A 20,287-nucleotide genomic window follows, 5' to 3' on the forward strand; every position below is an offset into this window, starting at 1 on the left:
CCGACGCAAGACCACCGTCCCGCTGGTTGCCCAGTCACGGGACTGGATCCACGGCGTGTTCATGGGCGCGACCCTGTCCAGCGAGACCACCGCCGCCGCCGTCGGGCAGGTCGGCGTCGTGCGCCGCGACCCGATGGCCATGTTGCCGTTCATCGGCTACCACGCCGGGGACTACCTCACCCACTGGGTGGATCTCGGCAAGGACGCCGACCCGGACAAGCTGCCGAAGATCTTCCAGGTCAACTGGTTCCGCCGCGGCGACGACGGCCGTTTCCTGTGGCCCGGATACGGCGAGAACTCCCGCGTGCTCAAATGGGTCGTCGAACGCCTCGAAGGCACCGCCGACGCCGTCGACACCCCCATCGGTCTCGTCCCGTACCCGGCCGCGATCGACACTGACGGCCTGGACGTCACCGACGCCGACCTGGCCGCGGCACTGCACGTCGACCCGCTCGAGTGGGCCGTGGAAGTCCCGCAGATCGCCGAGTGGTTCAACCAGTTCGGCGAGAAGCTGCCGGGCATTCTGTGGACCGAGATCGACAGCTTGAAAGAGCGACTGCGCTGAACCGCACCTCCCCATGATCGTGGCGTGGCCCGTTGAATCCATCCTCCTTCCCCGAGCGGCGGGCCACGCCGCCCTCCGAACACCGACACCTGAGGAGAACCCGGTGACCGTCACCCGCACCGAGCTCGCCAACCACATCGAAGCCGCGTTCACCGCAGGGCCCGCCACCCGTGACCGGCTGCTGGCCTTCGCCGCCGGCAGTCACGCCCGGCCCGAGGTCATCGAGGTCATCAGAACCCTGCCGGAGCGCCCCTACCCGGCCATGCGCGACATGTGGACCGACCTCGGCCACATCCCCATCGGCGACTGACCACGCTTGGCGCCAGGACAGGCCTGGGCGGCCTGTTCTGGCACCACACGGTGAACGGAGGCGGCATGGTTTCCCCGGGCTCCCGGCCCATGCCCCGGCAGGGGTGCGCGTCGACGTACATCACCCACAGCGCAAGGACGAGACATCATGCGTAGACGTGCACTGCTGGCAGCGGGTCTGCCGCTGGCGCTGCCCACCCTCAGCTCGCCCAGCCCGGCCCCCTGGAACGCACCACGCACCGCTTCGCAAGCACTGGCCCGGCTGACCGAGGGCAACCGCAGGTTCGTCGAGGGCCGAACCCGCCACCCCCACCAGCAGCCCCGTCGGCAGCACCTGCTCGCCTCCGGCCAGCAGCCTTTCGTCATCACGCTCGGCTGCGCGGACTCGCGAGTCGCTCCGGAGATCCTCTTCGACCAGGGACTGGGCGACATGTTCGACAACCGCGTCGCCGGAAACATCGCCGACGACCTCGTCACCGGCAGTATCGAGTACGCACTGGAACACTTTCAGCCACCACTGATCGTGGTCCTCGGCCACGAACGCTGCGGTGCGGTCGCGGCCGCCGCCGGAGCACTCACCACCACCGCCATGCCCGACCACGTCAGCATCCTCGTGCAGCATCTTCGCCCAGCCGTGGAAGCGGCCCTCGGCAGGCCGGGCGACCTGGTCGCCAACGCAGTCCGGGCCAACATCGCGCTGCAGATCCGTTGCCTGCACCGCAGCCCGGTCATCGGCAGCCGGGCACGGAACGGACAGCTGTACGTCGCAGGCGCCGTCTACGACCTGGACACGGGCGAAGTGAGGTTCGTGTGAGCGCTGCGGTGTGGATCAAATCCCCGACCAGGCGCGGTACGCGGCCCAGCGTCACCGGCGCGGCCAACCGCCGACGCCGCTCGCACGTCGCCCGCCGAGGCCGGTGCTATTGGGCGCCACACCCAGCCCCACCAACTGACCGCACGCGTGCGGACGGGTCTCGTACATGCGCATCGCGACGACGAGTCCGGGCAACCGTCCCGGTGTCCCCTCGGCCGTGGCGCTACTACGCGGCCGAGGGCGCCAAGGTGCGCTTCGAACTTTCGGCCGGACCAATCAGGTCATCTGGCAAGAGGGAACTCGCGCTGGTCACCTGCAGTGAGGAGATGGATGCTGCCGTCGACGTCGACACGGATGGGGGCGGCCTGGCAGGGCCGCAGCAAGAGTCGCAGCCGTACATGGTCGAGGTCGACGACGATCCAGTGGCCGCGGTAGCAGAGCTCGGCGTGCAGCGCGTGCAGCTCGTTGGGCAGCAGGGGATGGAAGTACAGGGTGTCGTCGCGGGTCTCCAAACCGGTGTAGCAGCGCAGCGCGAGGTCGACGGTGCCGGCCATCGCGCCCAGGTGCACTCCCTCTCGGGTACTGCCGCCGCGGGTGTCGTCGAGGTCGGCGCGTAGCGCCTGCAGGAAAAGCGCCCAGGACTGTTCGCGGTCGGCCCGGGCCTGGACCCAGCAGTGTGCGATCCGGCTGAGGCTGGAGCCGTGGGCTACCCGGGCCAGGTAGTAGCACACGGTGGCCTCGATGGTGGGGCCGTCGAGGTCGTAGCCGAGCCGGGCGAACAGGTCGCGAAGCTCCTCGGCCGACAGCAGGTAGAGCAGCATGAGCACGTCGGCCTGTTTGGACAGCTGGTACTGGTTGGGGCTCGCCCCCTGCACGCGCAGGATCGCGTCGATGCCGACGAGGTCGCCGTAGCGGGCCCGGTAGGCGTCCCAGTCGAACTCGGCCAGCTGCCCGTACCCGTCGAACTGACTGATGACACCGTCGTGGAACGGCACCCGCATCCGTCTGCTGACCTGTTCCCACAGCCGGGTCTCGACCTCGCTGATGCCCAACTGCTCCCACAGCAGTCCGCAATGGTGGCCGGTAAGCAGGTTGATCACGTCGAGGGCGCGGTGCAGCACCCACGCGGTCATGACGTTGGTGTAGGCGTTGTCGCGCAGGCCCGCTTCGCGCGCGCCGGGATAGGCGGTGTGGTATTCGTCGGGGCCGACGATGCCGGCGATGCCGTATCGCTCGTCGACCGGATCGTAGGCGACGATGCTGGTCAGGAAGCGTGCAATCTCGATGATCATCTCTGCGCCGTATTCGGCGAGGAAGTCGACGTCGGCGGTGACCTGGTAGTACTGCCAGACGTCATAGGCGATGGCAATGCCGACATGGCGCTGCAGGTGCGAGAAGTCGGGGATCCACTGCCCGAGCCGCCGGTCGAAAAGCTCGTCAGGCGTCTCCTCCCGGCCGTCACTGGCGCTCTGCCAGGGGAACATCGCGCCGCGATATCCCGCCGCGCGGGCCGCGTGGCGTGCCTGCTCCAGCCGCCGCCACCGGTAGAGCAGCAAGGCACGCGACAGCGACGGCATCCGGAGGTTGAACACGGGGAACACGAACATCTCGTCCCAGAACACGTGTCCGTGGTAACCCTCACCGTGCAGGCCGCGTGCCGGCACGCCCGCGTCGAGCTGCGCCGTGTGCGGCGACAGCGCCTGCAGCAGGTGGAACGTGTGCAGCCGCAGCGCGAGGGTGACCTCGTCGTCGGCGTCGAGGGTCAGATCGAACAGGTCCCACAGCCGCTGCCAGGCCCGTTCGTGGGTGACCAGCAGGTCGAAGAAGTCACCGGCGCGGCCGAGCGCGGTGCACACCGCCGACCCGGGCTCGCTGATCGCGGGGTCGCGCGAGGTGGCGATCGCGGCGACCTTCTCGACGATGACCGGGCGGCCCTCGGCCAGGTCCAGGTCCATGTCCTGCCCGACGAAAGACGCTTCGCCGCTGTGCGGAGCGCGGCTCACCGGCACATCGTGGCCCGCGCTGTCGCGCACACGGGTGCGGGCCGCCGCCGCGATGCGGATCCGCGATTGTGTGGTCACGGCCGTCAGCAGGATCGTGTCGGGTTCGATGATGCACGTCTGTTCGGTCTGCAGGTGCACCCTGGTCAGCGGGGCGTCCTCGGGCAGGTTGGCGTTGACGACGCCGCCGTCGATCCCCGTGCACACCTGCAGGCCACCGGACCAGTTCTCGGCCACGAAGGTGGTCTCCAGCGCGGCGATGTGTGGGGTGGCCAGGTGCACGAGTCGGCGCTGCTGCACCCGGGTCAGCCGCCCGGACGGATCGCACCAGCGCAGCACCCGGGTGAGAACCCCGGCGCGCAGATCGAGTTCGAGCTGGTGGTCGATCAGGTGCGCCGTGTCCGGGCTGAACCAGTCACCGCCGGCGATCCGGAACCGCAACGGCAGCCAGTTCGGGGCGTTGACCAGGTGCTCATGCTCGATCAGGCGTCCGTCTATCGGCGTGGTGAGCCGGTTGTAGAGGCCGGACATGTAGGTGCCTGGGTAGTGCGCGCCGTCGGCCTGGCACTCGGCGGCGGCGCCACGGGTCGCCACGTAGCCGTTGCCGAGCGTGCACAGGGCCTCGCGCAGGCCTTCCCTGCCGCGGTCGTAGCCGTTGTAGCGCAGTGTCCAGCCGGTGCTCGGCCGGCCGCCGCCGAGCAGCCCCTGCGGCGCGCCGGTGTCACCGGGCAGCGTATGCAGGCCCACCAGGTCGACGGGCAGGTCGGCCAGGTCGGCGACCACGATGTGCGCCCCGGCTGCGGCCAGCGCGCCGCTGCTGTCACGGTCGACGCCGACCACGAGTCCGAAGCCACCACGCCGTCCCGCCTCGACACCGGGCTCCGCGTCCTCGATGATCACGGCGCGGTCAGGTGACACGTGCAACCGGCGCACCGCCTCCAGGTATGTCGCGGGATCCGGTTTGCCGGGCAGGCCGAGGGCTGCCGCGTCCGTGCCGTCCACCCGCACGTCGAACAGATCGCCCAACTGCGAGGCGGCCAGGACCTGGGTGGCGTTGCGGCTGGCGGTGACCACTGCGGTGAACACCCCGGCCGCACGCAGCCGCCGCGCCAGCGCGACCGAGGACGGGAACGTCCGTACCCCCTGCTCGGCCAGCCTTTGCCGCAGCAACTGGTTCTTGCGGTTGGCGACCGCCCAAACGGTCGCCGTCCCCGGCGGGTCCGCGGGCGTGCCCTCCGGCAGGTTCAGGCCCCTGGCCGCGATGAACCCGCGCGCCCCGTCGATCCGAGGACGGCCGTCGACATGTGCCCGGTACTCCGCGCCGGCATCGAACGGCGTGAACGCGGGCCCGCCCTGTCGAGCCACGTCCTGAAGCATGCTGTCGAAGGCCTCCTGCCAGGCTGCCGCATGCAGGCTGGCGGTGTCGGTCAGCACCCCGTCCAGGTCGAACACGACCGCGTCTACGTGTTCGATGAACAGCCCACCGGCCGGGGCGCTCATGGGTTGATGACCTCTGGTGGCGCGCGGCGCGGACAGGTGGCCGGTCCCCCGGCCGGCGGATGCCCGACCCGCACCACCGCCTGCGGGTGGCCGCCGCCCCGCAGCAGGCGGCCCAACTGCTCTCGCGTGGCCCGCACCTCGATGACGTCGCTGATCGGCGCGCTGCCCAACCGCGCGGCCGTCGCAGCCAGCAGCACGGCAGACAGCGCCTCCCCGGCCCGCAACCAGTCGGCGACGTCGTCGCCATATGTGAAGACCATCGCGAACCGGGCGCCCGCATCGTGGTCGAGACCGGCCGAACGCCCGCGGCTGAACAGCGTGAAGTCACGTACCGGCACAGCGCGCGTGGACGGCGTGACCGCCGTCGTCGCGGGCACCCCGTCCCCGCTGTCGGCCGGGCGGTTGGTCCACATCATCAGCTCGTCACGGTATCCGGGATCGGCCTGGTGCACCGCCTCCGCGTGCGCCGCGGCCGCTCCGAGGACCCTGACCTGTTCAGCGGGCACCGCATACAGGTGAGCCCCCTGCTGCTCCGCTGCTGCGACCAGCTCGCTGAGCACCCGGCCGGCGACGGCCTCGGCGGTGAAAGCCCGCCGGTCGGTATGGCGGTCCCCGATCGCCCGGTACGACGCGACCTCTTCATCCGTCGGCACGTGCGCACCTGTGATGGCGATGCGCGCGAGCAGCCCCGGCGAGCCGGGATCCGGGATCCGGTCGACCTGTACCTGATGGCCCGCGGCCGCCAGCGCGACCCGCGCGTGATGCAGCGCGGCACCGCAGCTGATGGTCAACTGCCGTCCGGCGAAGTCAGTGGACCGCAGCTGGCGGCTGCGGTCGGCCCACAACTGCAACCAGTCGTCGGCGCTTCGCCACGTCCACGGCTGCGTGTTGAAAATCGACGGAGCGGCGAGGGCGTCACGTGCGGCCTCGATCAGAGCTCGCCGCCGCCGAAGCGACGTTGCGTCCATTTCCTCTCGCCATGGTTTCTACGCGTACCGGGACGACCCGCCCGGTTCTGGCGGCCGTTGACGGACCCGCCGCTCGGCGCGGATGCCGAGCATTCCGCTGTCCACGATCATGGCGCAATGCGAGATCAATATTGATTATATATTCATCCCGAATAGCGCGATAAGCGATCATTTCGTATCGGCTTACGCTGGAACCGCGGCGCGCGAGCAGCGGTACGGCCCGGCGGCACGACTGCCTCGAGCCCGCGACCAGGGCCGATCGCAGAAGTGCCTGCCGCAGGCCTGCCACATGCGTGTTGCCGGCGGTCCAACCGCAGCGCATGATCGAAGTGAGTGCCATGAAATCCATCGGGGTACGGCTTCTAGCGCTGGCAACGCTTGCGCTCGTGTCCTTCTGCCCTGCCACAGCGCGGGCAGCGTCTGACGAGGTGCTCGCGGTCCGTGTGGACGGCCCGATCACCCCGGTCGCCGCCGGCTACGTCACCGACGCGGTACGCCAGGCGGAAGACCTCGGCGCGCCGGCCCTGCTCCTGGAACTGGACACACCAGGCGGCCTGGACACGTCGATGCGCGACATGGTGCAGGCGCTGCTCGCGGCGAAGGTCCCGGTCGTGGTGTACGTCAGTCCGCCGGGTGCCCGTGCCGCCTCGGCCGGCGCGTTGATCACGTTCGCGGCGCACGTCGCGGCGATGGCGCCCGGAACCACCATCGGCGCGGCCACCCCTGTCGACGCCCAGACCGGGCAGAAGGCCAGTGACAAGGTGATCAACGACGCGGCGGCGTTCGCCGAGTCGGTGGCCGCCGAGCGCGGACGCGACACCGGCTTCGCCGTCGACACCGTGCGCCAGGGGCGGGCCGTGCCCGCGGCCGAAGCCCTGCGCCTCGGCGCGGTGGATCTGATCGCAGCCGACCGACCGGCGCTGCTGAGCTCTCTCGACGGCCGCGCGGTCACCCTCGCCGACGGCAGCACGGTGACGTTGCGAACTGCCGGCGCCACGGTCACCGACTACGCACCCGGCTGGGCACGCCAGCTGCTCGGAGTGCTCGCCGACCCGACGCTGGCGTTCCTGTTCCTGTCGCTGGGCACCCTCGCCGTCATGTACGAGCTCGCAGCGCCAGGGCACGGGTTCAGCGGCGCGGTCGGCGTGATCCTGCTGATCCTCGGGTTCTTCGCGCTCAGCGTCCTGCCGGTGTCGGTGGCCGGACTGGCACTGCTGGCTCTGGCGGCAGGCCTGTTCGCCGCCGAGCTTTTCGCCCCCGGGATCGGCGTGTTCGCCGCCGGTGGCGCGATCGCGCTCGTGCTGGCCGGGGTGTTCCTGTTCGAGGGCACCCTGCGGGTCAACCCGGCCGTGCTCGTGCCGACCGCCCTGATCGTGGGCGCCGGCTCGATGATCGCGGGGCGGCTGGCGTGGCGGGCCCGGCGCGGCCCGCCCGTGTCCGGCGCCGGCACGCTCATCGGCGCCACCGCGCCGGTGACCGCCGCGACGGACGGCGGCACCGACGTCCACCTGCAAGGCGCCTGGTGGGCGGCCGAGTCCGCTGACGGTGCACCGCTGCGGCCCGGCCAGCAGGTGCGGGTGGTCGGCATGGACGGGCTGCGCCTCCTCGTCGAACCGGTCGACCACCGTGCCGGCCCAGACCCGGGCGAAGGAGAGGTTCCCCGTGAATGAGTCGCTCATCGCCTTGATCATCGCGGTGGCGGTGGCGGTGCTGCTGTTCTTCGCCTCGGTACGCGTGTTCCCCGAGTACGAGCGAGGGGTGATCTTCCGGCTGGGCCGGGTGATCGGCGCCAAGGGCCCGGGGCTGTTCTTCATCATCCCCGTCGTGGACCGTGTGGTACGGGTATCGCTGCGCACCGTCACCATGGAGATCCCACCGCAGGACATCATCACCCGCGACAACGTGACCGTACGGGTCAACGCGGTGACCTACTTCAACGTCATCGACCCGGTCTCGTCCGTGGTGGTGATCGAGAACTACACCAACGGCACGTTCCAGATCGCCCAGACCACGCTGCGCAGCATCCTGGGCCAGGTCGACCTGGACGAGCTGCTGACCAAGCGTGATGAGATCAACCAGCGCCTCCAGCGCATCGTCGACGAGGTCACCAGTCCATGGGGCGTCAAGGTGACCCTTGTGGAGATCAAGGATGTCGAGCTGCCCGACACCATGCGACGCGCCATGGCCGCTCAAGCCGAAGCCGAACGTGAGCGCCGCGCAAAGGTCATCCACGCCCAGGGCGAGTACCAGTCGGCCACCGACCTGGCCCGGGCGGCGCAGTTGATGGAGGACCACCCCGCCGCGCTGCAGCTGCGGGTGCTCGGCACGATGGTCGAGGTCAGCGCCGAACGGAACTCGACGCTGATCTTCCCGGTGCCGGTCGAGCTGCTGCGCATGGTCGACGTGGTGCGCCGCAACGCCGACGGACAAGCCACCGCAGCAGGCCGGGCTGCAGGCACCGTTGGTGGCGCGGACGCCTGAGCCCTCAACGGTTCGGCCTGAGACGCCTTCCGAACCCGGTGCCCGTAGGGGCTACCGGTCCCGGTGATCGTCGCCGCGCCTGTGGCAGCGGCTGCTCACGCCCACACCGTCGCCCCGGTTGCGGACGGCGGATGTGTCCTGGTCTGCGACACCGCCGCCACCGGCTCTGAGGTGTCCCTGGTCCAGCACATGCTCACGCGCACCCACCTGGATCAGCCTGCCGCCCAGATGCGTCGGCAGCTGGTTGCCGCGGCCGTCGAGGCCGTGGCCGCCACCGACGTCGACCCCGAGCAGCTCGCTGCAGTCGTCGTCCTCGGCCGGTCCGCCGCGCCGGTCGACGCCGGCGCAGCGTTGCAGGAGCAGTTCAGGTTGCAGCCGGTGACTCTCGAAACCGACACCTTCGCTCGGGCCTATGGGGCGCTCGACAGCCGTCAGCCCGTCTCCCCTATCGCCTCGGGCCCGATCACCGGCGCGCGGCTGCGGGTACGGCACCTGGCCGCAGTCATCCTGCCGTCGGTGGCTGCCGACGTCCTGGCGATCCAGGACATCACCGGACGCCCAGAATCTGCTGCCGAACAACCTCTCGTACACCGCCGACGACTACGCCAAGATCACCGCCTACTTCAACATGCCCCAGTACGCCGTCGCCGCGATGCTCACCACCTGGGCCGCCGTCGCCGGTGGACGCTTCGCCGCCGCAGCGCTGCTGCGCTACGACCAGGACGAAGGGCACCCGGGACGCCACACGACCCGCGCCGGACGCCTGCTCACGTTCACCGCAGCAGTCGGCCTGGCCATCGCCGGCCTGTTCGGACTACTCGCCGACGCCATATTCGGCGGCTCACCCGACCTGTCCCCCGACTTCCTCACCCCGACCCCGGCCGCCGCCGCACCCGCCGCACTCGTCGCGGTCACCGTAGGCCTGGCCGCACCCCTCTTCCCCGCCCTACACGACAAACCCTGGACCGAACCTCTGCACCACCCCGTCACCGCGATGCTGCTCGCCGCAGCAGGCATCGCCGGCATGCAAGCCGCGTGGAACGGCCTGCCGTTCGACGCCCGATAGCATCTTGATCACGATCTACCTCATCACCGCTGCCGCCTAGTGGATCCGCCAGGCCGTCGCCGTCGCCCTGCTCGCCGTCCCCGACGGCCTTATCAAGCGGCTCCTCGGCAACGGAACAACGCCGTGACTACAACTGTCACCTATCGGTGCAGCGGACCCGCCGGTTGCGCGCGCCACGTTGGTGGGTTGTGGCGCTGGTCCGCACCACAACCCACCACCTGCGGTTGTCTACTGAGATTCGCCGCGGAGCGACTCCCGTGCCACTCTGAGGGCGATCCCAAGGGCGTATAACGGTCTCGGGTCTCCGTCAAAGCCGAGAGACGGCAGGTACGGCTCGAATGCGACGCGCGGCATACCGTCAGCCAGCCGGTCCACCTCGAGCTGCACTCGAATGTCCTCCGCATCTTTCCTGAAAGTTACGTAGTAGAGGTCGTCGGACACGACCTCAATTGAAAGGAGTTGCATTTCACTCGACCCTAGTTCCTGAAGACGCCTTCGACGACCCACGTCTTGATCCAGTTCGAATCTACCTTATATGTGCGGCCAGACGGAAGCGTGTCACGCACCAGGAAGTTTCCATTCCCCAACGGTTCGATCACCACCATGTGCCTATTTCCCGGCGCGAAGAGCACCGCGCCCATTGGACCTCGATTCGCGGCTTCGAGCGCATGCTCGCCGGAGCCGAAACCACTGTGTACCCAATCGCCGCCGTCTTCGAGCTTGTTGAGCTCGTCCGCCAGTCTCTTCGGATTCCCCCAGTTCCCGATATTCTCCAGCAGCTCCGCTTCACTCAGCGCGCCGTTCGACAACATTTGCCCGCACGCAGAGATGCATGAGCCAGGCGTGGTCTGAGTGGGTGCACCACCCGGAGTGACGCCCTTATCCGGCAACCAGGGGCCAGAGGTCCCCGATGGGTTACCCCCGACTTTTGGCTCCGGCACCTCTTTGAGGGTTCGCGCGATAGTCTTGATGGCGCGTGCCGCCGCTTTGACTGCGATACCTACGATACCGCTTACGATTGCACTACCGACGATCCATGCACAGGCCGAAAGGTCGCCTTGGATGCAGTACAGGTAGTCGTTAGCGCCGAGCATGTCGCCGGCGAGGTCGCCACCCGCGTGGATGTCGCCGCTGTAGCCGCAGAGGCCTCTTTGCGGGCCGAGGTTGTATCTCCACTGGTTCGCGTCACCGCAGCCTGCCATATTGACCGCGAAATCGCCTGTGCTGAGCTTGTTGTCACCATTCGCATCGGGATTGCTACAGCCGAAGATGCATTTGATCTTCTTCTTGAGGCTCTCTGCTATGCCGTCCCCAAACCCGAAGGACCACAGGCCGCTCGGGTCGCTGGAGGTAACAGGGCTGTTGTTTCCGTAGGCGTACCCCTGTAGCTGTTGCGGCGCCTTGGGATCTATCACTGGGTCGATGCTGATGAACTGGCCTGTTGCAGGGTCATACTCTCGGGCACCCAGGTGGATGAGGCTGGTGGTCGGATCCTGTGCTCCCCCTACGAAGCCCTTCTGGTCTGGCCATGACGTAGGGGGCGTGCCTTCGCGGGATGTTCCGTAGGGAGTTGTGCGACGCCACTGAATGCTTCCTGTGAGAGCGTTGATGGAGCAGGTCGCGGTCTGGTGGTGGTCGGACGCCTGGAAGTAGACACCACTGCTGTTACGCACTGCGACGGTCTTGTCAGCGAAGATGTAAGACCGCGTGGCGGCGACCGTCGAACCGGTGAGCGCCAGCTCCATGCCCGGAAGGTAGAGGGTTACCTTTCCTCCCGGCTCCTTCCGCACGATTCGGCTGCCATCGGCGTCATAGACGTAGTTGGTGGCGGCACCGCCCTGCGGCATGCTCGACTTCATGTGGCCCTCGGCATCCCAGGTCAGTGCCTGGTGGTTCGTGGACCCAGTCGGCGAGCACGTGTTCGAGCTGGTACCTGCGGGCCTGCAGATCGTGTTGCCTGTGTCGTCGTACGCGTACGCGAATACCTTGTCGCCGCCGGGTCCGCTCTCGGTGACGGTCCTGAGCGTGTGCGGTTGGTCTGCGCTGGGGCCCTGTGCCGGGTAGCCGTAGACGCGCTCGGTCGCCGGTCCACCGGTAATCGAGTGGATCGTCTCCGTTTCGCGATTGCCGACCTTGTCGAACGTCCAGCTCTGGTGATACGGAGCAGGGCCGCCGACTCCGGTCTCGGTCACACCGTCGTCGCATGTTTTGGTGATGCTGTTGTTGGCCCACGCTTCGACCAGACGTCTCAGATAGTCGTAGCTGAAGCACTGGACGTCACGTGTTCCGCCCACCGGTGTGTCCGCGATGGACTTGATATTGCCTGCTTTGTCGTAGCTGTAGTAGGCGTCGAGGTCGCTGACCGGCTGTCCTTGGCGCGACACGGTGGACCTGCTCAGTCGGCCGGTGCCACGCTCATACCACCAGTTGAGGGCCGCCCACTTGCCGCTGCCGCCTGTGGAAAGGTTTGCTTTGAGAAGCTCGCCGAGCTTGCCGTAGTCCGTTGACGTTACGTAGCTCGTGCTGCCGGTCAGCGAGATCGGCCGCCGCAGCGAGTCATAACTGGTGACGACCGATTCGGCTGGAAGGCCACCCGCTGCGGGCATGCCGGCACCGCGAACTGTTCCGTCCGTGTTGTACTCGGTGGTGAAGTCGTAGGTTCGGCCGAGGATCGGTCCGACGTCTCCGCTGGGAATGCTGTAGCGGGTTGTCAGCGGGCGGTTGAGCTTGTCCAGGCTCGGGTAGCTTATAAAGTAGGTTCCGTTGTTCGTGTAACGCGCGGAGTAGTACAGGAACCCCTTGGCGATGGTGTCGTATTTCCAGGCGGACAGCTTCGTCCCGGTGTCAACCGCACCCTGCCATGTCTCGATCTTTCGACCGAGCTCGTCGTACTTGTGAGAGATGACGCCACCCTGTTCGCTGGTAGCAGTCTTCACGTTTCCGGCGGTGTCGTATGAGTATTCTGTCTGCCCGCTGTCCGGGTCGCGGACAAGCACTTTTTGCCCACGCTGGTTGTAGTCGTAGTCCCAGGTGTTGCCCAGCGGGTCGGTGATGGTGTTGAGCAGCCCGCCTGGGGTGTAGGTGTATCGGGTGACGTCTGCAGCGCCGCTCGGAGCTGCGCCGAGGTACTGGTGCAGTTCTGTGGCGTTGCCGCGCGCGTCGGTGACGCTGGTGACTGGAACACCGCCGTCGGGGGGATCGATGTGTAGGCGATCTCCGGCGTAGGCGGTGGTCGTCACACTCGACACGACTCCAGCTACAGCGAACGCCTCAACGATGGTGCGGCCCGCATCGTCGTAGGTGTAGATGGTCTGCCCGTTGACGGCGCTCTCGGGCACAGTCAGTGGAGTCTGGCCGCCGACGCCCAGCACGTGGTAGGGCGCATTGTTCTTGGCAACATTCCCGGTACCGAGGTAGAAGGTGTCCGCGACGATCCATCCACCATCTGGGCCGGGCACCTGGGTCTGTCGCGAGCGCAGCATCCCGTCGAAGAGCTCGTGGCTAGTCCGGTACGTGCCATCGTTGTTCAACCGTTCGGTCGTCACGACCATGGCGTTGTTGGTTCGTACGTCGTACCTGAACTTTTGGCTGGCTGCGACACCCTGGCTCTTGTCGCGGTCCGGCATCCACACCGCGGTGATCCGGCCCAGAGCATCGACAGTGATGTCCGTGCGCCTGCCGTTCGAATCGGTTATCACCGTCGGAGCGCTGTAGGCCGGGTCGTAGGTGGTGGTGGTGCTGTGGCCGAGTGTGTTCGTCACCATTTTGGTGACCGTGAGACCGTTCATCTCGGTGTATTGGGTGGTGGTTGTGTAGCCGCGAGCGTCCTTGACAGCGGTCGACCGCCCGAATACATCGACTGCCGTCGCCTCGGTCGTGGGTATATGGAGGATGGTCGTACCGTCGAAACGATCGAGCGACTCAGCGCGCGTGACAGTGCCTTTAAGTGGTGGCTCATTCCAGGCTCGCAGGTCATAGCTGGTGCGCTGGTCTGCCAGCAGTTCGGTTCCATAGTCCGGCGTGGTGTCCGAGCAGCTCACGGACACCGATTGTGTGCGGGATACGTAGCTGTACATGTACGTATCCGGGTTGTCGACGTAGTACGTTCGCGTGCAGATGTCGTCTGCAAGCTTGTCCGCGCCCGGTTCACCAAGATCGTCTACTGACTCAAGGCGACCCCAGGTCGTGTCGTACTTGCTAATCTTCTTGGTCTCTCGCCAAACGGGTTGACCTTGGGCGTTGTCCGGCAGCGCGGTATAACTTCGCACAACGTCGCTGCGCACCATCACGGCCGCGCTGGAACCCCAGTTCTCGCTCTGTGTTCGCGTGACATGTCGCCACGGCTCGTTGATGGTCTTAGTGACAATGTCACTACCGTTGTAGAGCACGGTCTCGAGTTCATGGCCGACTAGTTCGTTGTAGTCGGTATACGTTTTACCTGTCGAATCGCCGACCGTCACGACAGGCGTAGTTCCATCGGCTTTCTTTCCGCCGCTGAGGCCTCTTAAAAAGTAGTGCTCCGTCCGGCCGGCCATGACCTGGCCGTCGCCTTTACGGACGATCACGTGTGAGTACCCGCGCCAATCAGACCACGTGAGATCCTCCGCTTTTGTGAAACCATCAGGTTCTGCCTTGCGCCATGCCGCGTCGCCCACATACTCGTAGGCGGTCACCATATCGGGGTTACCGCCGACAAGGTCGTCCTCGATGACGTTTTCGACTACATACTTGTTGAACCAGTCGGTGACGCGGTCGTCCTCGCCCCCTCCGAAGGGATTCCACTTCACGGGATAGCACCGCTTGGTGGACTGCCCCTCCGCTGGGGGCTGATCCGCTTCGCAGTCGCTCGCCTTGTAGTTGATCGTGATCTGGGAGCCGGAGTCTGTGGTTATTCCCGCGAGTCGATATCTGATCAACGCACCGATGGCGTCATCGAGACTGTCGACCCGATTCGGGAGCTGGATGCCCTCGAACTCCACGGCCGGCATCGTCTCAGTGCCACCGCGATGCCCAGCGTGGATGAGCTTCTTCAGCCAAAGGGTGCGCGAGTTGTCATCATTGGTCTTGAACTCGTGTTCCAACTTCCAGGACTCGACAAGCGTCCAGTCGGAGGCTTCACGAATCTCGGTTTCGATCTTGGTCAGGCGCTTGCGTGTGAAATAGGTCGGTGACGTTTGGGTGTACTCGCAGTGGGTGTTCTGTAGGCATAGCCGGTCCTCAGGCACGTCGGGCCATGAGGCTGCGGTGTCCTCGTTCAGGTCCTGCGGATCGCAGTCAAGAGCACCACCGGGGATGCATCGTTCAGTTGTTGTGAAAACCACTCGCGCGGGCGCGTTCGTCGTGTAGACCTCGTTCTGACGCTGCCCATAATCGATACGGGCGAGCCAGCCGCCGCGGTGGTAGGCCGCGCCGTCGACATCGGTACGCGCTCCTCGCGCGTAGTAGTTTGTCTCACGTTCGTAGAAGTACGACATGACGTTGCCGCGTGGGTCGATTACGTGATCAAGGTTCCAGCGCCAGGCCTGGTCACAAAACGAATCCGCGAATCCAGCGGTCTTGTTGCAAGGTTCGTTCGCGTCATCGCCGAACACCGGCACCGTCCAGACCGAGTTCGTCTCCTCCTTGTTCTGACTCCAGCCAGGCAGGCGGTTCTGCCCGAAGAAATACTGCGTGCCGTCCGTCGTGGTGATCTTCCAGTACTCGCCGTTGTCGTCGCCGTTAGTCGTCCCATCGAGGCGCTCGACCTTGGATCCGTCATCGTTGCTAAGCTTCCACAACCGGTCGCTTACCTTGACGAGCGTTCCCGATCGCTCGCCGAGCACGAGCATGCCGTTGTGGAACGCCCAGCACTGGTCTCCTGAGGTTTCATGGCCGTCATCGGCGCAAGGCTTATACCGGCGCTCGATGTAGCCTGGCTCGTAGGAGAATCCTTCGCCGATCCAGGAGCCCTGGTTGTTGCTAGCTGCCGTACGGCCGTCTACGGACTGCGAGGAGTAGCCCAGAGTGATCTGGGGACCGAAACCGCTTGGCGTCTGCGGGACTCTGATGGGATACGACCAGGAGAAGCCCCCTGTGGATTTAGCTGTCGACCAAGAGGACGATGGCGACAGCTTGGTCGCGGAATAGTCGCCCTGCGAGGAGGCGTCGCCCGCGGTAAGCGCGAACAGAGCCGGTGCCGAGCCGGCGGAGGGCACCTCGATCTCTGCTGAAACGGCCTGTGCTTGCGCATCGTTGGTGGATGCAAGCCACTTTCCTGTGCGGCACTCAGGCTTGCTAGGGTCGGTCTGCGCGCAGGTCGGCAGTTGCACGAGCCTGAGGCGCGCGCCCCAGTCTCCGCCTACAGCGTGCGCGAATGGAGCATAGTCCAGCGTGAGCCGCAGACGCCCGGTGGTGTTGCGCTCATCCGCGCGGCTGACGGTTACCAACGGGCCGTCAAGTCCTGCGCGTTGTGCCCGGTCACGTTCGACAACCGAGACTCGGACGCGCTGTGGAGTGGTATCGGCCGACTTGTTGCCAACTCCCTGAACCGGCTTTGGCGGTTCTGCTTTGACGGTCATCCCGCCAATCGACTGGGGCATCGGCCTGCCCGAGACGATGCCGAATTCCACGCTGCCGCCAGCAGGCCACTTGACCCGATCGGCGCGCACCATCGAATTCGCTGCCGATCGGTCCGTGCGAGGCACTTCGCGCGGCAGCATCTGACCGCGTACGGCGGGTCGTTGGGCCTGCGGGGCCGGACCGCTACCGCCAGGCGCCGCCTGTGCCGGGACCTGTGCCAGCCCCATTATCATGGATGCTGCCAGCGGCAGGGCCAGCAAACGAACCGTGCGACGATTGATTATCGACCTTGTGCCGCGTTGCGAACTCATCTAATACACCACCTGGAATGTCAAGCGAGCCGTATATACACCGTCGGATTTGCTGCGGCGGCGGCCGCGACTCGCGTGACCGCCGGCGCATTTCGTGTCACAGATCAGGCAGGGCGGTCGTGCTGGAGAGTTGCGCGACGGTGGTCTCATCGATGACGCCCGTGTAGATCCGCACCTCGTCGATGTCGCCGGAGAAGAAGCGGTTGTACAGTCCAGCGCCGGCTCCGGTGAGTGCACGTCCGATCTGGATTCCGCCGTCCGACCCGTTCCAGGCGGTCGTGAGCGTCGCGATGGCGGACAGTGCCAGTTCGCCCCGCACGTAGAGTTTGACTTCGCCGGTGAGTCCGTTGTACGTGACAGCAAGATGTTCGCCCTTTGCCAGTGATGGATCAGGAGCGTGGGTGTTGTCGGTGACGATCGTCTGAGCTGAACCGACCTGGTCTACGTCGTTGAGCACGAGCTGCCACCTGTTGCCTTGCGGCGTGGCCAGGCATCTCACCTCGAACCTGCTGACGTTGGTCCCCGGTTGCGACATCACCACTTGCTCGTTCGCACATTGGGCCGCCAGCCTGACGCGTGCCGAAATCGAGAAGCTGGTGGTCTGTCCGACCAACTTCGAAGCCGTAAAGGCATAGTCGGAACTGCCGTTGAAATTCAGGTGTCCTTCACCGACGAGTGCCTCGGTTGGCAGCTCTTCCGGGTCCTCCGGGATAACCGCCAGTACCTGATCGGCTCCCTCCACCGTCAGGTCGTCGACCGTGGAGTCGATCGGGCCCTCTCCGTCAGGATCGAACGCCGCGCTGCGCAAGGTCTGCGACGTTCCGTCCAGCAGACTCGACGAGTCCATCGGCCAGTACGCCCTACGCTTGATCGAGATCGCGGCAAGCTTGGTGATCTCAGCGGGCTGCACGAGCCGGTCATAGACTTCAACATCGGCGATGCGGCCGTTCCAATGGCCGGTGTAGCCTGTCTTCGCGGTGTGGCGGCCGATCTGGATGTTGCCATGCGATGCCCACGATGATCTGGCGGCACCCACAGTGGTCGCGGCACCGCCCACGTAAAGGGTGATCGCGTCCTTGAACGGGTCGAAGGTGGCTGCCAGGTGCACCCAATCCGTGGAAACCGCCACGTTGCTGTGGACCTGCCATTCGCCCAGGGAGTCGACGTCGGTGACAGGGATACGGAACGTCCACCTGCCGACGCCGGCTTCATACTCGTAGCCGAGGACGAAGCCGGGCTCGCCGGTTCCATCCTGCGACACAGCTGTCTGGCTGCGCGTCAAGTCGTCGAGCTTGACCCAGGCGCTGACTGAGAACGGACCTCCCGTGTCAAGAAGGCCGGTGCTCGATGTCGCCAGGTAACCTTCCGCGGATCCGTCGAGCTGCGCGGCTGGGTCGGCGGGACCACCGGCACCGCCGGCACGGAAGCTCACACCGGAACCTGCCGCGGCGGGGTTGCCCGGCACGGCGGCGTCAGCGGCGACAGTCGACCCGACCTCATCGTCCAGCGCCCATTCTCCGACCGGTTGACGACCCGCCGAGACCTTGAACGAGCACGACGAGATCGTCCCTGGGCCGGACGCGTCCACTGCCCTGACGTTGAGGGTATGCGGTCCTTCACTTGCCGGAGCCCAGTGCACCGAGGCCGACCCGCCGACCGCTGACGCGGGCACTGAAGGGCTGCCAGCAGACAAGGTCGAGTCGAACGCGTACTGGTACGAAAGTACGTCTGGATCCGCTGCGGTGAACGTGAACGTGCCGTAACGGCCCACGCCGTCGTGGATGGCGGCAGCCTGCACACACGCCGCGGCCGGCATGCCAGTGCCGTTGTCGACGCTGTCACCTGGCAGGTACTCGGGTGAGTCGATGTCTGGACCGGCAGGTCGACTCTTGTCGAGCACGAACTCACAGGTCGGGCTGGCCGGGCTGGGTGATGTGCCGTCGCTGGCGATCACTTTCCAGGTCACGACGGTGTTTTCCGGCAGATCCGGCACCCCAGTGCCCGAGGCGTTCAGGTTGTACTCGAACTCGGGGCTGGTACTCGACAGTGTCGTCCATGTTTTGGTCTGCTTGTTCTGACCGGCTGGGGTCCACTCGACGGTGAAGGTGGCGGTGAGCGGTTCGGCGTCACCTGTGTCGGGGTCAGACAGGTACGCGATCAGCACAGGTACGGTGGGCACAATCGGCCTTGCTGATCCGGTGGCGCAGCTTCCCCCAGGGTTGGAGCTGAGATTGTCCGGCGCACGCGGAGGGCGGTTGTAGTTCACCGAGAGCACTGCGTTATGGCAGAACCGCTTCGAGGACAGCTCGTCGCTCTCGTTGTCGGCCTTGATGCCGAATGTCAACGTGGAGTAGTTGTCCGTGGCCGCAGTCCGCACTGCCTGCGTTGCGTTGAACACAACGTTGGGGTTTCCTGTGCACGAAGCAGTGGTGCTTGTGTCCAATGTCTGCTGCTTGTTCGTCGACGACCACGCAGGCTGGTTACTCCAGTTCGTCGCCGACGAAAAGCCACTGGTGCGGTACAGAGAGAAGTTTCGCTTGGTTCCGCTGACGACGATCGACGCCATCGAGACTTTGAACTCGGCGCTCAGGATCGAAATCGAGTCATCGGCGTACGGCGAATCCATGGTGAACAGCAGGCGCTTGACCTGCGATGAGTTGCAGGTCGACGAGTACCCACGCGGGCACAAGCCGATCCGCTGGTCCGTGTCGCCATCCCAGTTGTAGTACTCCTCGTTGGGGTAGCCGGAGTCGACCATCGCCCACTTGGTGTTCTTGTGAGTAGCGACGTGCGGGTCGATGTAGATCGGGAATCGGGCAGACGGGTCCGTCAGCAGCCGCTGGTCGGGCGAGAGCCGCAGTTCGCCGCCTGCCACGATGACCCCCAGCCCCGAACGTCGGGACGACTCGGGCGCTGTCCGAGAGGCGTCAAACGATTCACCCCGCGCCGCTGCTTCTGCCGGTGAACCCGAGTCCCACATCTTCGGGGCCGGCGCCTCGAAGATGGTTCCGCCTCCGCCGGCATCCAGCGCCGCCAGGCGCCCGTCTGCGCCTGCCTTGAACGCTAGGTTCGTCCCCGATAGCCCATATGCGATCGTCTTGAGCTGGGCAAGGCGAGCCGCTTGTGGGGTCTTGACCACCAGCACGTGCGTGAAGCTGCTCACCGATGCGTGAACTACCAAGTCCACGTCGGGCCACACGTCGGCGTATGTGGCCGAGTCACCGTCCAACGTCGGCTTTGGCAGTTCCTCGGGCCAGGTCAGGGTAAGCATCCGGCCCGTCCGCGAGATGGTCGCCAGCGGCGCTCTGCCACCGCCGGAGAAGCGCATCTCCGTCTCAGCCGCCTTCGGGCCTACGGTGCCGTCGTCATGCCGGATGAGTGTGGTGTCGATGGGAACCCATCTGCCGGCGCGCAGTGTTCGGAACGGCTGCAGGTGTGATTCGCGAGTGAGGGTGCCGTCCGGGTTCGCGTAGGTCACCTGGCGTGCATCGCCCTTCGACTCCACCTCTACCGGTCTGCCTGACGTTCGCGCGGCCGCCATCGCTTGCGCCTCCGTACGCGGCACGCCTGGTCCCGAACCTGCAGTATCCAACGCCTGTACTTCGCCCCGGTCCTGTGCCGGGGCCGCCCACAGCGCGGCAGCCACCAGTCCTGCTGCCACCGTGATCGCCACTGCGCGTACCCGCCACCGCTGACTCATGCCGTTCCGCTCCCC

11 protein-coding genes are annotated in these 20,287 nt (G+C 66.3%); 6 read left to right on the forward strand and 5 right to left on the reverse strand.

What is annotated here, in order from left to right; all coding sequences use genetic code 11:
* The 3 genes from Cco03nite_RS07290 to Cco03nite_RS07300 all read left to right on the forward strand — a co-directional run.
* A partial coding sequence (locus tag Cco03nite_RS07290; RefSeq protein ID WP_203690115.1) for a phosphoenolpyruvate carboxykinase domain-containing protein occupies nucleotides 1-565 on the forward strand: 565 nt, incomplete at its 5' end.
* A gap of 103 nt (nucleotides 566-668) precedes the next feature.
* Nucleotides 669-875 carry a DUF2795 domain-containing protein gene (locus Cco03nite_RS07295; RefSeq protein ID WP_203690117.1) on the forward strand — a complete coding sequence of 69 codons (207 nt, stop codon included), beginning with the start codon at nucleotides 669-671 and terminating at the stop codon, nucleotides 873-875.
* Between the two features lie 147 nt (nucleotides 876-1,022).
* Complete coding sequence (locus Cco03nite_RS07300) at nucleotides 1,023-1,688, forward strand: carbonic anhydrase (RefSeq protein ID WP_203690119.1); 666 nt, start codon at nucleotides 1,023-1,025, stop codon at nucleotides 1,686-1,688.
* A 281-nt stretch (nucleotides 1,689-1,969) separates the two neighbouring features.
* Here Cco03nite_RS07300 and Cco03nite_RS07305 read toward each other — a convergent pair whose 3' ends face one another.
* Nucleotides 1,970-5,188, reverse strand: a complete 3,219-nt coding sequence (locus Cco03nite_RS07305; protein ID WP_203690120.1) for an HAD-IA family hydrolase — start codon at nucleotides 5,186-5,188, stop codon at nucleotides 1,970-1,972.
* A complete protein-coding gene (locus Cco03nite_RS07310) occupies nucleotides 5,185-6,156 on the reverse strand; it encodes an Acg family FMN-binding oxidoreductase (RefSeq protein WP_203690122.1) in 972 nt (323 codons plus the stop codon). Before Cco03nite_RS07310 ends, Cco03nite_RS07305 begins: the two co-directional genes overlap by 4 nt.
* A 428-nt stretch (nucleotides 6,157-6,584) precedes the next feature.
* On the opposite strand from Cco03nite_RS07310, the gene Cco03nite_RS07315 reads away from it, so the two are divergent.
* Nucleotides 6,585-7,826, forward strand: coding sequence for an NfeD family protein (locus Cco03nite_RS07315; RefSeq protein WP_239167183.1), 1,242 nt, complete (start codon nucleotides 6,585-6,587; stop codon nucleotides 7,824-7,826).
* The gene (locus Cco03nite_RS07320; protein WP_203690126.1) at nucleotides 7,819-8,637 is read left to right on the forward strand and encodes a slipin family protein; all 819 of its coding nucleotides are present in this window, start codon (nucleotides 7,819-7,821) and stop codon (nucleotides 8,635-8,637) included. The genes Cco03nite_RS07315 and Cco03nite_RS07320 overlap by 8 nt, the downstream gene beginning before the upstream one ends.
* 51 nt (nucleotides 8,638-8,688) lie before the next feature.
* Here Cco03nite_RS07320 and Cco03nite_RS07325 read toward each other — a convergent pair whose 3' ends face one another.
* On the reverse strand, nucleotides 8,689-9,228 hold the full coding sequence (locus tag Cco03nite_RS07325) for a hypothetical protein (RefSeq protein WP_203690133.1): 540 nt from the start codon (nucleotides 9,226-9,228) through the stop codon (nucleotides 8,689-8,691).
* 37 nt (nucleotides 9,229-9,265) lie between these two features.
* On the opposite strand from Cco03nite_RS07325, the gene Cco03nite_RS07330 reads away from it, so the two are divergent.
* The gene (locus tag Cco03nite_RS07330; RefSeq protein WP_203690135.1) at nucleotides 9,266-9,703 is read left to right on the forward strand and encodes a hypothetical protein; all 438 of its coding nucleotides are present in this window, start codon (nucleotides 9,266-9,268) and stop codon (nucleotides 9,701-9,703) included.
* A 476-nt stretch (nucleotides 9,704-10,179) separates the two neighbouring features.
* On the opposite strand, the gene Cco03nite_RS07335 is transcribed toward Cco03nite_RS07330, so the two are convergent.
* Nucleotides 10,180-16,572 (reverse strand): RHS repeat-associated core domain-containing protein, encoded by a 6,393-nt coding sequence (locus tag Cco03nite_RS07335; protein WP_203690142.1) that lies wholly within the window; start codon nucleotides 16,570-16,572, stop codon nucleotides 10,180-10,182.
* Nucleotides 16,573-16,669: 97 nt separating this feature from the next.
* The gene (locus Cco03nite_RS07340) at nucleotides 16,670-20,245 is read right to left on the reverse strand and encodes a LamG-like jellyroll fold domain-containing protein (RefSeq protein ID WP_203690144.1); all 3,576 of its coding nucleotides are present in this window, start codon (nucleotides 20,243-20,245) and stop codon (nucleotides 16,670-16,672) included.
* Nucleotides 20,246-20,287 lie beyond the last annotated feature (42 nt).

It is taken from the genome of Catellatospora coxensis, assembly GCF_016862635.1.
In the GTDB taxonomy this organism is placed as follows: Bacteria; Actinomycetota; Actinomycetes; order Mycobacteriales; family Micromonosporaceae; genus Catellatospora; species Catellatospora coxensis.

What these genes read in the sequence shown, in the direction of transcription:
- Cco03nite_RS07300 (WP_203690119.1), top strand. Translation starts at nt 1,023, where the DNA reads ATGCGTAGACGTGCACTGCTGGCAGCGGGTCTGCCGCTGGCGCTGCCC.
- Cco03nite_RS07305 (WP_203690120.1), bottom strand. Translation starts at nt 5,188, where the DNA reads ATGAGCGCCCCGGCCGGTGGGCTGTTCATCGAACACGTAGACGCGGTC.
- Cco03nite_RS07310 (WP_203690122.1), bottom strand. Translation starts at nt 6,156, where the DNA reads ATGGACGCAACGTCGCTTCGGCGGCGGCGAGCTCTGATCGAGGCCGCA.
- Cco03nite_RS07330 (WP_203690135.1), top strand. Translation starts at nt 9,266, where the DNA reads ATGCCCCAGTACGCCGTCGCCGCGATGCTCACCACCTGGGCCGCCGTC.
- Cco03nite_RS07335 (WP_203690142.1), bottom strand. Translation starts at nt 16,572, where the DNA reads ATGAGTTCGCAACGCGGCACAAGGTCGATAATCAATCGTCGCACGGTT.